Origin of the sequence: Massilia sp. DJPM01 (genome assembly GCF_030348125.1) — a bacterium.
GTDB classification, from domain to species: Bacteria; Pseudomonadota; Gammaproteobacteria; order Burkholderiales; family Burkholderiaceae_D; genus Telluria_A; species Telluria_A frigida.
Window position 1 is genome coordinate 86,621 of sequence record NZ_JAQOZV010000011.1, and the last position, 15,505, is coordinate 102,125.

Sequence of the window (15,505 nt, forward strand, 5' to 3'; positions counted from 1 at the left end):
TATTAATTTTACAGCCCTGCCTCGTATCGTTACTGCTCGTGGGATCGGTTATGAACGCAGCTTCGCGTCATGTTTCTGCTGGGCCGAGGCCGCCAGCGCCTTCATGACGCCTTCGACCACATCGTCCTGCAGGGTGGTTTGAGTATCTTGCAAGCCAAAGCGGAAAGCAAGGCTTTTTTCGTCGGCCTCGATCCCTTTTCCGCGATATTCATCAAACAAAACAATGGCTTGCACAATCTTTCCTGCTGGATTTACTTGCAGTTCCGCGGCAAAAGCATCGAGCAAGTCTTGCGCCGCCACCGTGTTTTTGACGACGAACGCCAGGTCGCGCGTGGCGCCCGGGAATTTCGAGATCTCTTCATAGCTTGGCACGGATCGTAGCTGCAATGCAATGGCATCCACCTCGAACAAGACCGGTGCCTGCGGCAAATCGTATTTTTGCAGCCAGCGCGGATGCAGTTCACCGATGAAACCGATATCCTTGCCGTCGAGCTCGATGACCGCCGAGCGCCCCGGATGCAGGGCCGGGTGGGCCGTCTTCACGAAGCGCAGGGTGCGCGGCGCGAACAGGGCTTCCACATCGGCCTTGACGTCGAAATAGTCGACTGGGGCCGACTTGAGCGACCATTGTTCGTCCAGCGCCGGACCGTAGGCAACTCCCGCCACGCGCTTGGGCTGGTCGAAACCGGCCACCGACAGCGGACCATCAAGCGCTTGCGCATTGCGGCGGAAAATCGCGCCCACTTCAAATGCGCGCACCCTGCCCGCCTTGCGGTTCAGGTTATAGCGCACATTGGCCACCAGCGAACCGATCAGCGAGGAACGCATCACGTTCATCTGGCTGGCGATCGGGTTGACCAGCTTGATCTGGTCGGTATTGTCCGAGAAGTCGGTTTCCCATGCGGAATCGACGAAACTCATGTTCACCACTTCCTGGTAGCCGAGGTCGGCCAGCTGGTGGCGCACGGCGAACAGCGAACGGGTGTTTTCCGGCGCGATGATCATCTGGCTGGCAGCCACCGGCGGCAGCGCCGGGATGTTCTCGAAGCCATACACGCGCGCCACTTCCTCGATCAAGTCTTCCTCGATTTCGATGTCGAAACGGTAGGTCGGCGCGGTGACCGAGAACAGGCCGGGTTCCTGCGTGAACGGCAAGCCCAGGCGGGTGAAAATGTCGGCCACCATGGCGTCGGTGATCGGCACCCCGATCACCTTTTGCGCGCGCGCGGTGCGCAGGGTGACCGCTTTCGGCAGCGGCACGTTGACGATCTGGTCGTCGATCGGGCTGACCACGGTGTCCTGGGTGCCGCAGATTTCAACGATCAGCGCGGTGATGCGCTCGATGTGCTCGACGGTCGTGGCGAAATCGACGCCGCGCTCGAAGCGGTGCGCCGCATCGGTTGAAAAATTGAAGCGGCGCGCGCGGCCCTGGATGGCGTTCGGCCACCAGAACGCCGCTTCCAGGTAGATATTGCTGGTGTCGAGCGAGACCGCAGTGGCGTCGCCGCCCATGATGCCGGCCAGCGATTCGAGTTCCTTGTCGTCGGCGATCACGCCGACCCAGTCGTCCACCTCGATGGTATTGCCGTTCAAGAGTTTCAGGGACTCGCCCTTCTTACCCCAGCGCACATCGAGCGCACCATGGATCTTGTCCATGTCGAACACGTGCGACGGACGGCCCAGTTCCAGCATGACATAGTTGGAAATATCGATCAGGGCCGACAGCGGACGCTGGCCGCTGCGCTCGAGGCGCTGGCGGATCCAGTCCGGCGTGGCTGCCCTGGCGTTCAGGCCGCGGATGACGCGTCCCGAAAAGCGGCCGCACAGGTCCGGCGCGCTGATCTTCACCGGCAGGATTTCGCTGCCGTTGACCGGCACGGAACGGGTCTGCGGCAGGGTCAATGGGGTGCCGGTCAGGGCCGACACTTCGCGCGCCACGCCCAGCACCGACAGGCAGTCCGCCTTGTTCGGGGTGAGCTTGATGGTGAACTTGAGGTCGTTCAGCGCGAGGTAGTCGCGGATATTCTGGCCGACCGGCGCATCTTCCGGCAACTCCATCAGGCCGCTCGTTTCCTCGGACAGTTTCAATTCCTTGGCCGAGCACATCATGCCCTGCGATTCCACGCCGCGCAGCTCGCCGACCTTGATCACGAACGGCTTGCCGTCCGCGCCCGGCGGCAGGATCGCGCCAGCCATGGCGCAGATGGCCTTCATGCCGGCGCGCACATTCGGCGCGCCGCACACGATATTGAGCAAGGTGCCGGTGCCGACGTTGACCTTGCACACGTTCAGGCGGTCCGCGTTCGGATGCTTGGCCACTTCCAGCACTTCGGCCACGACCACGTTCGAGAATGGCGGCGCGACCGCTTCGACTTCTTCCACTTCCAGGCCGGACATGGTCAGCAGGTGAGCCAGTTCATCCGAAGTCATCTTCGGATCGACCATGGTACGGAGCCAATTTTCGGAAAATTGCATAATCAGTGAACCTTGAATTAGTTAAATTGCTTCAGGAAGCGCAGGTCGCCTTCGTAGAACAGGCGCAGGTCGTTGATCCCATAACGCAGCATCGTCAGGCGCTCGAGGCCGGAGCCGAACGCGAAGCCAATGAATTTTTCCGGGTCGAGCCCGAAGTTGCGCACCACGGTCGGGTGCACCTGGCCGGCGCCCGACACTTCCAGCCAGCGCCCTTTGAGCGGGCCGCTGCCGAAGGCAATGTCGATCTCGGCCGACGGTTCGGTGAACGGGAAGTACGAGGGACGGAAGCGCACCTGCAAGTCGTCGGTCTCGAAGAAAGCCTTGACGAAGTTCAGGTACACGCCCTTCAGGTCGGCAAACGAAATGTCTTCGGCGATCCACAGGCCTTCGACCTGGTGGAACATCGGCGAGTGGGTCGCATCGCTGTCGACGCGGTAGGTGCGGCCGGGCGCGATCACCTTGATCGGCGGCGTGTGGGTGCGCGCGTAGCGTACCTGCATCGGGCTGGTGTGGGTGCGCAGCAGCAGCGGTTTGCCGGTGCTGTCGTTGCCTTCGATGTAGAAGGTATCCTGCATCGAGCGGGCCGGGTGGTTTTCCGGGCTGTTGAGCGCCGTGAAATTGGTCCAGTCGGTCTCGATTTCGGGGCCGTCGGCCACATCGAAACCGATCGAGCGGAAGATTTCCTCGACCCGTTCCCAGGTGCGCATCACCGGGTGGATGCCGCCGCCAGAGCGTCCGCGCCCCGGCAGGGTGATATCGATCGCTTCGGCGTTCAGGCGCTCTTCGAGCTGGGCATTAGCCAGCGCATCGCGCCGTGCGGTCAGGGCGTTTTCGATCTGGACCTTGGCGGCGTTGATCAGCGCGCCCTGGGCCTTTTTCTGTTCCGGGTCGAGCTTGCCCAGGCCCTTCATTTGCTCGGTAATCTGGCCAGTCTTGCCAAGGTACTTGGCTTTGGCGTTTTCCAGTGCGGCAGCATCTTCGGCGGCGATAAAGTCAGCCTGTGCCGAGACGACGAGTTCTTCCAGGGAGTTCATGCGATGTTTTTTTCCTGTTGAGCGGGACTGGCGCACGCGCCACAATCAAAAACGGGGCACAGGTTTGAACCTCTGCCCCGCTCTTTGCGCGCCACCCGGAGATGGCACTTGCATCGATCATTGCTTACGCAGCGATCTTGGCTTTCACTGCTGCGACAATCGCGGCGAAGGCCGGCTTGTCCATCACAGCCATATCGGCCAGGACTTTACGGTCCAGTTCGATAGATGCTTTTTTCAGGCCGTTCATGAATACGCTGTACGTTACGCCATGCTCACGGGAAGCGGCGTTGATACGGGCGATCCACAGGCGGCGGAATACGCGTTTCTTGTTGCGGCGATCGCGGTAAGCGTATTGGCCAGCGCGCATGACTGCTTGCTTGGCAACACGGTATACACGGCTGCGGCGACCACGGTAGCCTTTAGCTTGTACAAGAATTTTCTTATGACGGGCACGAGCTGTAACCCCACGTTTTACTCTAGGCATAGTAACTCCTTAAATTGAGTGGTGAGATTAAGCCGACGGCATCATACGCATGACGGACTTGACATCCGCTGCATCGACGTTCGTGATTCCGCGCAGTTGGCGCTTGCTCTTGGTGGTTTTCTTGGTCAGGATGTGACGTTTGAAAGCGTGACCCGATTTAACGGTTCCACCTGGACGCACGCGAAAACGCTTCTTCGCGGAGCTTTTGGTCTTCATTTTAGGCATAGCAGTTCTGTCCTTCCGGACAGCTCCATTATAGGATTGCAGGTGGCAACGCTGTGCTGCACTTAGATGCCTGCTTTCACATTGTCTTCCGCCAGTGAAGGAGGAAGCCGGAGATCATAACACAGAAAGTGCCTGCGAATGCAAGCTTGTGGGGGCAAAGTTTCTTTGGGGTACACGGTTACATATCGAAGCGATCTCGGAAGCCCCCCCCCTCAAAACCGTCGCCCCCCCCCCCGCGCCAAGACGGTACTCGGCGGGGGCCCAAGTTCGCAACGCAGCCATCGACTACGGAACGGACTTGGGTTCCCGCCGAGTGCCGCCGTGGCGCGGGAACGACGGATCAAAAGATAGCGAAATGGACGACGATGCTGTATAGCCGCCCCACAAAACAAAGCGCCCCTGGCACTTGCGTGGCGGGGCGCTTCTTTGCACAAGCTGCCTGGGCAGCCCGTTCTTTGCTTTATTTCTTCTTCTTCGGCGAGAGGATCATGATCATCTGACGACCTTCCATCTTCGGGAACTGCTCGACCTGGCCATACGGCTCAAGATCGGCCTTCAAACGTTCCAGCATGCGGAAGCCGATGTCCTGGTGCGCCATCTCACGGCCGCGGAAACGCAGCGTGATCTTGGTTTTGTCACCCTCATCGAGGAACTTCATCAGGTTTTTCAGCTTGATATTGTAATCGCCATCATCAGTACCCGGACGGAATTTGACTTCCTTCACGAGAATGATCTTTTGCTTCAATTTGGCTTCGTGCGCCTTCTTCTGTTCCGAATATTTGAACTTGCCGTAGTCCATCAGACGGCATACCGGTGGTTGCGCGGTTGGCGCAATTTCCACCAGATCTACGTTCGCTTCTTCGGCCAGACGAAAAGCCTCAGCCAGGCTCACAATGCCAAGCGGCTCGTTTTCCACCCCGGATAAACGCATTTCGGGGGCGGTGATTTCGCCATTGATGCGATGCGACTTGTCAGTAGCTATGTTGTTTCCTTTTAAAATCTGATGAATTAGCCGCGTCGAGAATGAACTCTCAAGCCTTGGAATCGACCTCGTGTTTGAGGCGTTCCACCAGGGCATCGATGGACATTACGCCCAAATCGACATTGCCACGAGCTCGCACGGCCACAGTGTTGGCATCCCGTTCCTTGTCGCCAATCACGAGGATGTACGGCAGTTTTTGGACGGAATGTTCACGTATTTTAAACGTAATTTTCTCGTTGCGCAAATCAGCGTGAACGCGGTACCCCAGTTTGCGCAACTTCGTTGCGATTTCCTGGGTGTAGTCGGCTTGCGCGTCCGAGATATTGAGCACCGCCACCTGCACCGGCGCCAGCCACAGCGGCATCGCGCCGGCGTAGTTTTCGATCAGGATGCCGATGAAACGCTCCAGCGAACCGACGATCGCGCGGTGCAGCATGACCGGCACCTTCTTGGTGTTGTCGGCAGCCGTGTACTCGGCACCCAGGCGGCCCGGCATCGATGGATCGATCTGCACCGTACCGACCTGCCATGCGCGACCCAGGCTGTCTTTCAGGTGGTACTCGATCTTCGGTCCGTAGAACGCACCCTCGCCCGGCAGTTCGGTCCACGAGACGCCGCAAGCACGCAGCGCGCTGCGCAGCGCTTCCTCGGCGATATCCCAGCTTTCCTCGCTGCCGATGCGGCTGTCCGGACGCAGGGCCAGCTTGACGTCGATGTTTTCAAAACCGAAGGCGGTGTAGACTTCCATCGCCTGTGCGTGGAAGGCTGCCACTTCACCCGGAATCTGCTCGTCGGTACAGAAAATGTGGCCATCGTCCTGGGTAAAGCCGCGCACCCGCATCATGCCGTGCAGCGCGCCGGACGGCTCGTTGCGGTGGCACTGGCCGAACTCGCCGTAGCGCAGCGGCAGGTCGCGGTAGCTCTTCATGCCGGAATTGAAAATCTGGATGTGGCCAGGGCAATTCATCGGCTTCAGCGCGTACGAGCGGTTTTCCGACTCGGTGACGAACATATTGTCGCGATAGTTATCCCAGTGGCCGGTTTTTTCCCACAGGCCGCGGTCCAGAATCTGCGGCGCCTTGACTTCCTGATAGCCATTGACCTGGTACACATTGCGCATGTATTGCTCAACCTGTTGCCAGATCGACCAGCCCTTCGGATGCCAGAAGATCAAGCCCGGCGCTTCATCCTGGAAGTGGAAGAAGTCGAGCGCCTTGCCCAGCTTGCGGTGGTCGCGCTTTTCCGCCTCTTCCAGATTGTGCAGGTAGAGTTCCTGGTCTTCCTTCTTGAGCCAGGCGGTGCCGTAGATACGCTGCAGCATTTCGTTCTTGGAGTCGCCGCGCCAGTAGGCACCCGCCACTTTCATCAGCTTGAACACTTTCAGCTTGCCGGTGTTCGGCACGTGCGGGCCGCGGCACAGGTCGGTGAAACCGCCTTCGGCGTACAGCGACACGTCTTCACCGGCAGGAATAGAGGAAATGATTTCCGCCTTGTAGGCTTCGCCGATCGACTTGAAGTAGGCCACCGCCTCGTCGCGTGGCAGCACGCTGCGCGTGACTTTCTCGTCTTTTTTGACCAGTTCGGCCATTTTCTTTTCGATCGCCACCAGGTCTTCCGGCGTGAACGGGCGCTTATACGCGAAATCGTAGAAGAAGCCATTCTCGATGACCGGGCCGATGGTGACCTGGGCTTCCGGATACAGTTCCTTGACCGCGTAAGCCAGCAAGTGGGCGGTGGAGTGACGGATCACGTCCAGCCCTTCGGGATCTTTATCGGTGATGATGGCCAGATCGGCATTTTGCTCGATCAGGAAGGAGGTATCGACGACTTTGCCGTCGACTTTGCCGGCCAGCGCCGCTTTGGCCAGGCCTGTACCGATGCTGGCTGCGACCTGGGCTACGGTGACTGGGCCATCAAACTGGCGCTCTGAACCATCGGGAAGGCGGACTGAAACCATGCTGTTCTCCTGAACGAAACTGCTATTTAAGTACAAACAAAAGTGCAAACAAAAACGCGGACGAAAAAAAACGCGGACTAGCCGCGTTTTTTCATTTTGAATAAGCAAAAGAAAACACCTCGACTAGCGTCGCTGGAACAACTCCGTCGTAGTTCGCGGTGTCATAACCATGGTGCCTTTCTCTCTCTTACTCAGTACTGCATGTTCTGGTGGGCGGTGAGGAATTCGAATCCCCGACCCCTTGGATGTCGACCAAGTATTCTAACCAGCTGAACTAACCGCCCTGATATAGCATGAGCGTTGCTGGAACAACTCTGCCTTACTGCATTTACTACCTTGTACTGCAAAAACTGGTGGGCGGTGAGGAATTCGAATCCCCGACCCCTTGGATGTCGACCAAGTATTCTAACCAGCTGAACTAACCGCCCGAAGACCAGCATTATAGAGAGCCATCCCCGGGATGACAAGCGCTTTTTAAACGCAATGTTCAGGTGCCGGAAAGTACCCCGGCTGGCGGCAGGGAAATCGGACACCTTTTTCCATTACACTCCTGCCCATGCACGCTAAACCGACACCCTCCTCCGCCCACCTGCACGCCCACCACAAGGGCGATGCCAAACATGCCCACGTCAGCGTCGGCCGCAGCCAGGGCGCGCTCGCCTTCGCCCTGAGCCTGACCCTGGCATTCGCCGTGATCGAAGTGCTGACCGGCTTCCTCTCCCATTCGCTGGCCCTCATTTCCGACGCCGGCCACATGGTCACCGACGCCGCCGCGCTGGGCCTGGCGCTGCTGGCGCAACAGATCGCCAAGCGTCCGCCTTCGGCGCGCCACTCGTTCGGCTTCGGCCGTGCCGAAGCGCTGGCCGCCTTTGTCAACGCGCTGGCCATGCTGGCCGTGGTCGGCTGGATCGTATTTGAAGCGGTGCACCGTTTCAGCGCGCCGCAGCAGGTACAGGGCGGCACCGTGTTCGTGGTCGCCTTCATCGGCCTGGCCATCAATCTGCTGGTGGCCTGGCTGCTCTCGCGCGACCAGGAAAGCATGAACACCCGTGCCGCGCTGGTGCACGTGATGGGCGACATCCTGGGCTCGATCGCGGCGATCGCGGCCGGCGCCGTGATTTACTTCACCGGCTGGATGCCGATCGACCCGCTGCTGTCGCTCTTTGTCTCCATGCTGATCCTGAAGTCGACCGTCGGCATCCTGCGCGACTCCTACCACGCCTTGATGGAAGGTGTGCCGCACCAGATCGATTACCTGCAAGTCGGCGCCGACCTGGCCGCCGTGCCGGGCGTGCTGTCGGTGCACGACCTGCACGTGTGGGATATGTCGCCGGGACAACCGGCCCTGATCGGCCATCTGCGCATCGGCAACCTGCGCGACTGGCCGCAGGTGCTGGCCACGGTCAAGGAGATGCTGCTGACCCGCCACGGCATCGACCATGTGACCCTGCAACCCGAGTCGCACGACTAACTCGCCGTCACGTGGCGCTGTAAGCCCCGTCTTACCCGACAGCGGGAGGCGCACCGATGCCGCGCCTGAGGTGCCGTTGGGATAATGCGGCATGATCCCCTACACGCCCTCCCCCATCATCCACGACACCCTGATCATTGGCGGCGGCCCCGGCGGGCTGACGGCGGCCATTTACCTGCGCCGTTTCCGCCGCAATATTATCCTGGTCGACAAAGGCAACAGCCGGCTCGGCTGGATTCCGGTCACGCATAACTATCCCGGCTTCCCGGACGGCATCCACGGCCAGGCATTGCTCGACAAACTGCGCCACCAGCTCCAGCGCTACGGCGGCGAGGTAATCCAGGGCGAAGTGACCCGCCTGGTACGCGAAGACGGCTGCTTCGTGGCCGCGCATGAGGGCGGAGAAATCCGCGCCCGCACCGTGCTGCTGGCGACCGGCATCGCCGATACCGGCATGCCCATCGAAAATTTCCTCGAAGCCGTGGCCTGCGGCGCGGTCCGGCTGTGCCCCGTGTGCGATGGTTTCGACGTGATCGACCAGAAAATTGCCGTGGTCACCTCCGACACCAACCCGGTCGGGCATGCGCTGTTCATGCGCACCTTTTCCGCCGACGTGATGCTGTTCGAGCGTACCCGGGAAGCCCTGGTCGACCCGGCCGACCGCCAGCGCCTGCTTGAGGCCGGCATCCGCTACACCACCTCGCCGCTGCTGGGCGTGACCATGAGCGAGCGCATGACGCCGGTCATGCACACGGAAGACGGCGAGTCCTACCACAGCGACGTGCTCTACCCCATGCTGGGCGAAACGGCGCGTTCCGACCTGGCGGTGCCCCTCGGCGCGCAGACCTCGGCCTGCATGGAACTGAAGGTCGACCGGCACCAGTCCACCACCGTGCAAGGCGTGTACGCCATCGGCGACGTGGCCCAGGGATTGAACCAGATTAGTGTAGCCGCCGGGCAAGCCGCAGTGGCCGCAACCCGGATTCACAATGTCTTGCCTTATCATTTTCGCGAGCGGCCCGTATAGAGGAAGGCCAGCACGACAGCAAAAACAAATTGCGCTAACGGCAAGGTAGTGACAATATAGGCCACGCCACTGGCCGGGCAGGACAAAAACACGCCGCCAGTCAACTTGCGAAAGCTTACGATCATGGCAACTATCGCCCACGGCAGCAAACACGCGTCGCCCACACACCGCGGCGACGCCTACTTCAGTTGGCCCATCTGGCTCCTGAGCGCATCGCTGCTGGCCTTCGTGCTGGTAGTGCCATTTTCGGGCGTGGCGGGGATGCTGATCCTCCCGGTCGCGCTGCTTGGCGGCCTGTGTTCGGTGTTCGGGCTGGTGCGCGCCCTGCACCACCACCACTGGCGCCGGGCCGCCTCGATGGCGACCTACATCGTCGTGCTGGCGGCGCTGTTTTCCGTGCCGGAACTGCTGCAAGCCACTGTCGGGCGCGCCTCCAACGTGGTGCACCTGATGTCGGAAGGCCAGGCCTTCGATAAAAAGATGCAAACCCACCCGCCCGGCAAGCGCCCCGTGCTGGCCTATGACTGGGGCACGGTCGGGACCGATACCACCTATGTGATCTACGATGCCAGCGGCCGCATTGCCGAGCCCAAGGGTCACGTGGCATGGTCCAGCAGCGAGCTGTTCCCCTTCGCCGAATGCGCCGGCCGCGTGGTGCCGATCATGGGAAATTTCTACCGCTGCGACTATTAACCATCACCCCAGATGGCCGTACTGTCTGCGATGCTCCACGTTGCGGGTCGCGGGCGGGCTGTAGCAGGCGTGATCGGCAATGCGCGCTTTCCTCAAAGCCGTCGCCCCCGCGCAGGCGCAGGCGTTATGCTATGCCCACATTGTTGAAACCAGCTTAAAAATCAAACACGTAGAAGCTAGTTGCGTCACTGAAAGCCGCTGTAAGTGCTTGATTTTATTGAGTGTTGCAAGGATATAGGCAATGTGTAGCGCGCAGGCGGGGGCCGAAGCCCGCGATAATGCACAGGCCTTGGACGGGAACGCATGCGTTCCCGCCTGCGCGGGGGGGACGATCTGGTAATGGCCCTTCAATAGGGCCTGGGCAGATGCTCCGCTTCAATGCACTGCCACTCGCAGCCGACACACTATTGCCCACCGCCCATCACCATCCCCCCAGGTTTGCGCCCGCTTGCCCTTTTTGGTAAAATGAGAATCATTCGCATTTGTCTTTACGGCAGTGCACCCCATCGTTGACAAGCCAGGTTGCAGTCTCCAAGCCAGTGACGATCTTTCTCACTCCAGGAGTTTTTGCATGCCGCGCCGTATCAACACGTCCGTCCCGTCGTCTTCCCATCCCCGCTTGCGCCCGCTGGTTCTCGCCCTGTCGCTCGCGCTCGGCCATGCCGGCGCCGCCAGCGCCGCCGACGAGGCGCCCGTTACGGCGCCCGTTACGGCGCCCGTTACGGCGCCCGACGCGGCCGTCTTGCCCGTCATTACAATCACCGGAGCGAACGACCAGAACGGCTACCAGGCACGCGACAGCGATAGCGCGAGCAAACTCAACCTGACCCTGCGCGAAACCCCGCAGTCGGTATCGGTCGTCACGCGCGCGCGCATGGACGATTTCCGTCTCGACAACGTCAACGACGTGCTCGCCAACACCACCGGCGTTACCGTCGAAAAAGTCGAAACCGACCGCACCTATTATGTCGCGCGCGGCTTCGACATCATCAATTTCCAGGTCGACGGGGTCGGCACGCCTCTGGTATTCGGCAACATGATGGGCAAGCTCGACACCGCCCTGTTCGACCGCGTCGACATCGTGCGCGGCGCCAATGGCCTGGCCGCGTCCACCGGCAACCCGTCCGCCACCGTCAATTTCATCCGCAAGCGTCCCGGCCCCAGCCTGGCGGCCAGCGCCGGCCTGACCCTCGGCTCGTGGGACACGCGCCGGCTCGATGCCGACGTGTCGAGCCCGCTCAACGACAGCGGCAGCGTCAAGGGCCGCGTGGTGGTGGTCAGCCAGCAGGGCGATTCCTACCTGGACCGCTACGCCACCAGGAAAAACGTTGCCTACGGCATCGTCGAAGCCAAACTGGGCAGCGATACCCTGCTCAGCATCGGCCACGCCTGGCAAGACAACAAGTCCAGCGGCGGCATGTGGGGCGCCCTGCCCCTGTACTACACCGACGGCAGCCCGACCAACTACCCGAGCGGCACCAACACCTCGGCCAACTGGTCGCACTGGGATAACAAGACCAACGGCAGCTTTGCCGAACTGAATCATCAACTGGGCCAGGGCTGGGCGCTCAAATCGACCCTGAGCCACAACAAGGAATCGTCCCGCTCGAAATTGTTTTACGTGTACGGCACGCCGGACAAAGCAACAGGCGCCGGCTTGTTTTCCTACCCGTCCGCCTACCGCTCCGATCATAGCCAGACCTTGTTCGACATCGGCGCCAGCGGACAGTTCACGTTGGCGGGGCGCCAGCACGACCTGGCTTTTGGGGCCAGCTGGTCGCGCTCGCGCCTGGGCGACCTGTCCGGCTACGGCTGCGGCATCGGCACCCCGCTCACGGCGGCCACCGACTTTACCGGCGGCTATCCGCAACCGGAATTCGATGACCGTTTCGACGGCAGCAGCTACGAAGACGCGCGCAAGACCGTGTACGCGGCGGCACGCTTCGCGCTGGCCGACAAGCTCAAGCTGCTGGCCGGCTTTAACGCGACCAAGGCCGATTCCAGCGGCCTGTCCTACGGCAGCAGCAAGCAAAAATCGGCCAGCAAGACCTCGCCCTACGTGGGCCTGGTCTACGACCTGGCGCCCCAGCTCAGCCTGTACACCAGCTACACCGAGATTTTCAGCCCGCAAAGCGAACAGGACATCAACGGCGTCGCGCTCGATCCGATCATGGGCAGCAGCGCCGAGGCCGGCTTCAAGGGCGACCTGTTCGATGGCAAGGCCAGCTTCTCCGGCGCCATCTTCCGCGCGCGCCAGAACAATACCGCCGAACAGGCCGACATGAATGGCGCCAAGGCTTACTATCACGGCATCGATGCCGAATCGACCGGCGCCGAAGTGGAACTCTCGGGCGAATTGAGCAAAGGCTGGATGGCCAGCGCCGGCTTTACCCGCCTGAAGGTGGAAGACAGCCAGGGCAAGGCCGCCAAGACCTACGTGCCGCGCCGCCTGCTGCGCATGTCGACCACCTGGCGCCTCCCGGCCGTGCCGCAGCTCAAGGTCGGCGCCAACCTCAACTGGCAGAGCGATATCAAGCGCGAGCACAAGCCAGGCGTCGTCACGCGCCAGGACAGCTACGCCGTGCTGGGCCTGATGGCGCGCTACGAGATCAACCGCAACGTGACGCTCGCCCTGAACCTGAACAACGTCACGGATAAGAAGTACCTGACCTCGCTGTACTGGAACCAGGCTTATTACGCGGCGCCACGCAACGCCAGCGCCACCCTCAACTGGACATACTGATATGCGCCCTGCACTGGTCTTGCTCCACCGCTGGTTCGGACTGGGCGTAGCGATCTTCCTGTTCATTTCCGGTGCAACGGGCGCCCTGATCTCGTTCGACCATGAACTGGACGCGGCCCTGAACCCGGACCTGTTTCACGCCCACAGCGGCGAGACAGCCCAGCGCCAGATTCCCGGCAACGAACTGGCGCGCGCCATTGAAGCGGCCGATCCGCGCCTGCGCATCGGTTACGTCATGACCGGGGTCGAGCCGGGCCACACCTCGATGATGTCGGTCGAGGGCAAGATCGATCCGGCCACCGGCAAGCCGTACGAGCTGGGATTCAACCAGATCGGCGTCGATCCGGTGACCGGCAAGGTGCAGGCCAAGCGCCAGTGGGGCGAGATTTCGCTGTCGCGCGAGAACCTGCTGCCCTTCCTGTACAAGCTGCACTACTCGATGCATATTCCGGAAGTCAAAGGCATCGAACTGGGGATCTGGTTCATGGGCATCATCGCCATGGTCTGGGTACTCGATTGCGTCATCGCGCTGTACCTGTCGTTTCCCACCTGGCGCAGTTGGCGCAAGTCCTTCGCCTTCCGCTGGCAAGCCGGCGGGCACAAGCTCAACTTCGACCTGCACCGCTCCGGCGGGGTGTGGGTCTGGCTGTTGCTGCTGGTGCTGGCAATCACCTCGGTGTCGATGAACCTGACCGATCCCGTGGTGCGGCCGCTGGTGTCCGCCGTCTCCACACTGAGCCCGGATGCCTTCTCCAGCCGGACCATGAATCCGCCGGACAAACCGATACCGGCACTTCTCAGCCGCAACGAGGTGGCGGCGCTGGCGCGCGTCGAAGGGACCAAACGCGGCTGGACAGCGCCGGTCGGCGGGGTGTTTTACGCGTCGGCATTCGGGCTGTACGGGGTCGGTTTCTTTGAGCCGGGCAACGACCACGGCGATGTCGGCCTGGGCAACCCCTGGCTCTATTTCGACGGCAAGGATGGCAGGCTGATCGCCGACCGCGTACCCGGTACCGGCAGCGCGGGCGATATCTTCCTGCAACTCCAGTTCCCCCTGCACTCCGGGCGGATTGCAGGCCTGACCGGCCGTATCATCCTGTCCTTCCTGGGCGTGATGGTGGCCATGCTGAGCGTGACGGGGGTGATCATCTGGGTGCGCAAGCGGCGCGCGCGGCTGGTGACGCGCACCGTTCCCGCACCAGCGCTGCAACCGGTACGCCAGGGAAGCGCAACCGTGCTTGAGTAAATCGCGTGCAATGGCGCCCCGCAGGATGTAGAGCGGGGCATTTTCGTTCAGTAATTTATGGCATGGAGCGACTTACTCCAAATGCTTGCGCTAGCCAGTTAGCCTGCCGAGACCTCTATCTGGGCCATCGGGCAGCAATGAAATTCAACCCCGCACCGGCACTAGCCTCAATGGAATCCGCGCCAGCACACCCGCGCCGAAGTCATCATAAAACGGCAAGTCCTGGCGGTGCACATAACCGATATAGCAGTCGCATTTCCTCAGGCGGCTGCACGGCTTTTCGACGAGCATGTCGTCCAGGCGATCCGCGTACAGATTGCCCAGCCGCTGCGGCACGAAATGGCAGCGCTGCACTTCGCCATCGCCATCAACTGAGAGCGCTTCCGACCCGGCGCGGCACGCTTTCCCGCGCGACATCTCGGGATTACGGCTGTAGCCGAACCACGGGTCCATGGCATCGAGCCACGCCAGATCCTCGGGCTGGTAGTACGCCGGTCCACGCCGGTCGTAGGCGTTAAGCCAGAGATAATGCTGTTGCGGCAGCGCGGCGCGCAAGGCGCGGATAGCGTCGAAATGCTCGCGCATCGCCACGATGCCCACCGAAAAATGAACGCCCATCCGCTCCAGCCGCTCGCAACGCTCGACGAAGCGCTCCATCCGCACCTGGCTCGGATGGTAAGTGCACCACAGCCCCACCTTGCGTTTGTCGGCCTGTTCCAGCCAGGCCAGCGGCCCCGACAGATTGGTCTGGATCGCCACCTGCCGCACGTGCGCCATGCCGGACAGGGCCGTGATGGCATCGCGATAGTGGCGCCGGATCATGCCCTCTCCCCACGGGGTGAACAGCACGCTGATGGGCCGCTCTTGCGCACCCACCCAGGCGACAAAACGCGCCACTTCGAGTGCATCGCGGGCAAGCGTGGCCCGGCTGTCGCGCCGCTTGGCGAAGGGGCAGTAGGCACAGTCGTAATTGCATCCCGACAGAGTGCCCCGATACAGCAGCGACAACAGCGGCGGCTGCACGGGCGCTTGCGCCCCTTGCGCTTGCCCAAGCGCGGCAGCCGGCAACATGCTCAGCATGCCGTGCCGCCGTCGATCATCGGCAGGCGTACGCCTTGCGGGGCGAGCCACGGTCCACCCCGGACTGCGCCGCCAACGCTCCGCTCAT

General features: G+C 61.5%; 12 protein-coding genes and 2 tRNA genes. 5 read left to right on the forward strand and 9 right to left on the reverse strand.

Annotation, left to right across the window (positions count from 1 at the left end; translation table 11 throughout):
- Positions 1 to 48 precede the first annotated feature (48 nt).
- From pheT to PO883_RS10000, 8 genes are all read right to left on the reverse strand, one after another.
- Entirely contained in the window at positions 49 to 2,475 is a 2,427-nt protein-coding gene (gene pheT, locus PO883_RS09965) for a phenylalanine--tRNA ligase subunit beta (RefSeq protein WP_289309610.1), read from the reverse strand.
- 17 nt (positions 2,476 to 2,492) lie between these two features.
- Positions 2,493 to 3,509 (reverse strand): phenylalanine--tRNA ligase subunit alpha, encoded by a 1,017-nt coding sequence (gene pheS / locus PO883_RS09970; protein ID WP_099878065.1) that lies wholly within the window; start codon positions 3,507 to 3,509, stop codon positions 2,493 to 2,495.
- 124 nt (positions 3,510 to 3,633) lie between these two features.
- On the reverse strand, positions 3,634 to 3,993 hold the full coding sequence (gene rplT / locus PO883_RS09975) for a 50S ribosomal protein L20 (protein ID WP_054262959.1): 360 nt from the start codon (positions 3,991 to 3,993) through the stop codon (positions 3,634 to 3,636).
- 27 nt (positions 3,994 to 4,020) lie between these two features.
- On the reverse strand, positions 4,021 to 4,218 hold the full coding sequence (rpmI, locus tag PO883_RS09980; RefSeq protein ID WP_054262960.1) for a 50S ribosomal protein L35: 198 nt from the start codon (positions 4,216 to 4,218) through the stop codon (positions 4,021 to 4,023).
- Between the two features lie 460 nt (positions 4,219 to 4,678).
- Positions 4,679 to 5,296, reverse strand: coding sequence for a translation initiation factor IF-3 (gene infC / locus PO883_RS09985; protein ID WP_082692043.1), 618 nt, complete (start codon positions 5,294 to 5,296; stop codon positions 4,679 to 4,681).
- Positions 5,250 to 7,157 (reverse strand): threonine--tRNA ligase, encoded by a 1,908-nt coding sequence (thrS, locus tag PO883_RS09990; protein WP_289309611.1) that lies wholly within the window; start codon positions 7,155 to 7,157, stop codon positions 5,250 to 5,252. Before thrS ends, infC begins: the two co-directional genes overlap by 47 nt.
- Before the next feature lie 207 nt (positions 7,158 to 7,364).
- Positions 7,365 to 7,441 (reverse strand) — tRNA-Val (locus PO883_RS09995).
- A 67-nt stretch (positions 7,442 to 7,508) separates the two neighbouring features.
- Positions 7,509 to 7,585, reverse strand: a tRNA-Val gene (locus tag PO883_RS10000).
- A gap of 128 nt (positions 7,586 to 7,713) precedes the next feature.
- On the opposite strand from PO883_RS10000, the gene PO883_RS10005 reads away from it, so the two are divergent.
- The 5 genes from PO883_RS10005 (at position 7,714) to PO883_RS10025 (ending at position 14,337) form a co-directional block, all read left to right on the forward strand.
- Entirely contained in the window at positions 7,714 to 8,628 is a 915-nt protein-coding gene (locus PO883_RS10005; RefSeq protein WP_289309612.1) for a cation diffusion facilitator family transporter, read from the forward strand.
- A 91-nt stretch (positions 8,629 to 8,719) separates the two neighbouring features.
- A complete protein-coding gene (locus PO883_RS10010; protein ID WP_289309613.1) occupies positions 8,720 to 9,655 on the forward strand; it encodes an NAD(P)/FAD-dependent oxidoreductase in 936 nt (311 codons plus the stop codon).
- Between the two features lie 123 nt (positions 9,656 to 9,778).
- Positions 9,779 to 10,348: a hypothetical protein gene (locus tag PO883_RS10015; RefSeq protein ID WP_289309614.1), complete on the forward strand. Its 570-nt coding sequence runs from the start codon at positions 9,779 to 9,781 to the stop codon at positions 10,346 to 10,348.
- Between the two features lie 571 nt (positions 10,349 to 10,919).
- Positions 10,920 to 13,091 carry a TonB-dependent siderophore receptor gene (locus PO883_RS10020; RefSeq protein ID WP_289309615.1) on the forward strand — a complete coding sequence of 724 codons (2,172 nt, stop codon included), beginning with the start codon at positions 10,920 to 10,922 and terminating at the stop codon, positions 13,089 to 13,091.
- Position 13,092: 1 nt separating this feature from the next.
- On the forward strand, positions 13,093 to 14,337 hold the full coding sequence (locus PO883_RS10025) for a PepSY domain-containing protein (protein ID WP_289309616.1): 1,245 nt from the start codon (positions 13,093 to 13,095) through the stop codon (positions 14,335 to 14,337).
- Positions 14,338 to 14,481: 144 nt separating this feature from the next.
- On the opposite strand, the gene PO883_RS10030 is transcribed toward PO883_RS10025, so the two are convergent.
- Positions 14,482 to 15,417 carry an STM4011 family radical SAM protein gene (locus PO883_RS10030; RefSeq protein WP_289309617.1) on the reverse strand — a complete coding sequence of 312 codons (936 nt, stop codon included), beginning with the start codon at positions 15,415 to 15,417 and terminating at the stop codon, positions 14,482 to 14,484.
- Positions 15,418 to 15,505 lie beyond the last annotated feature (88 nt).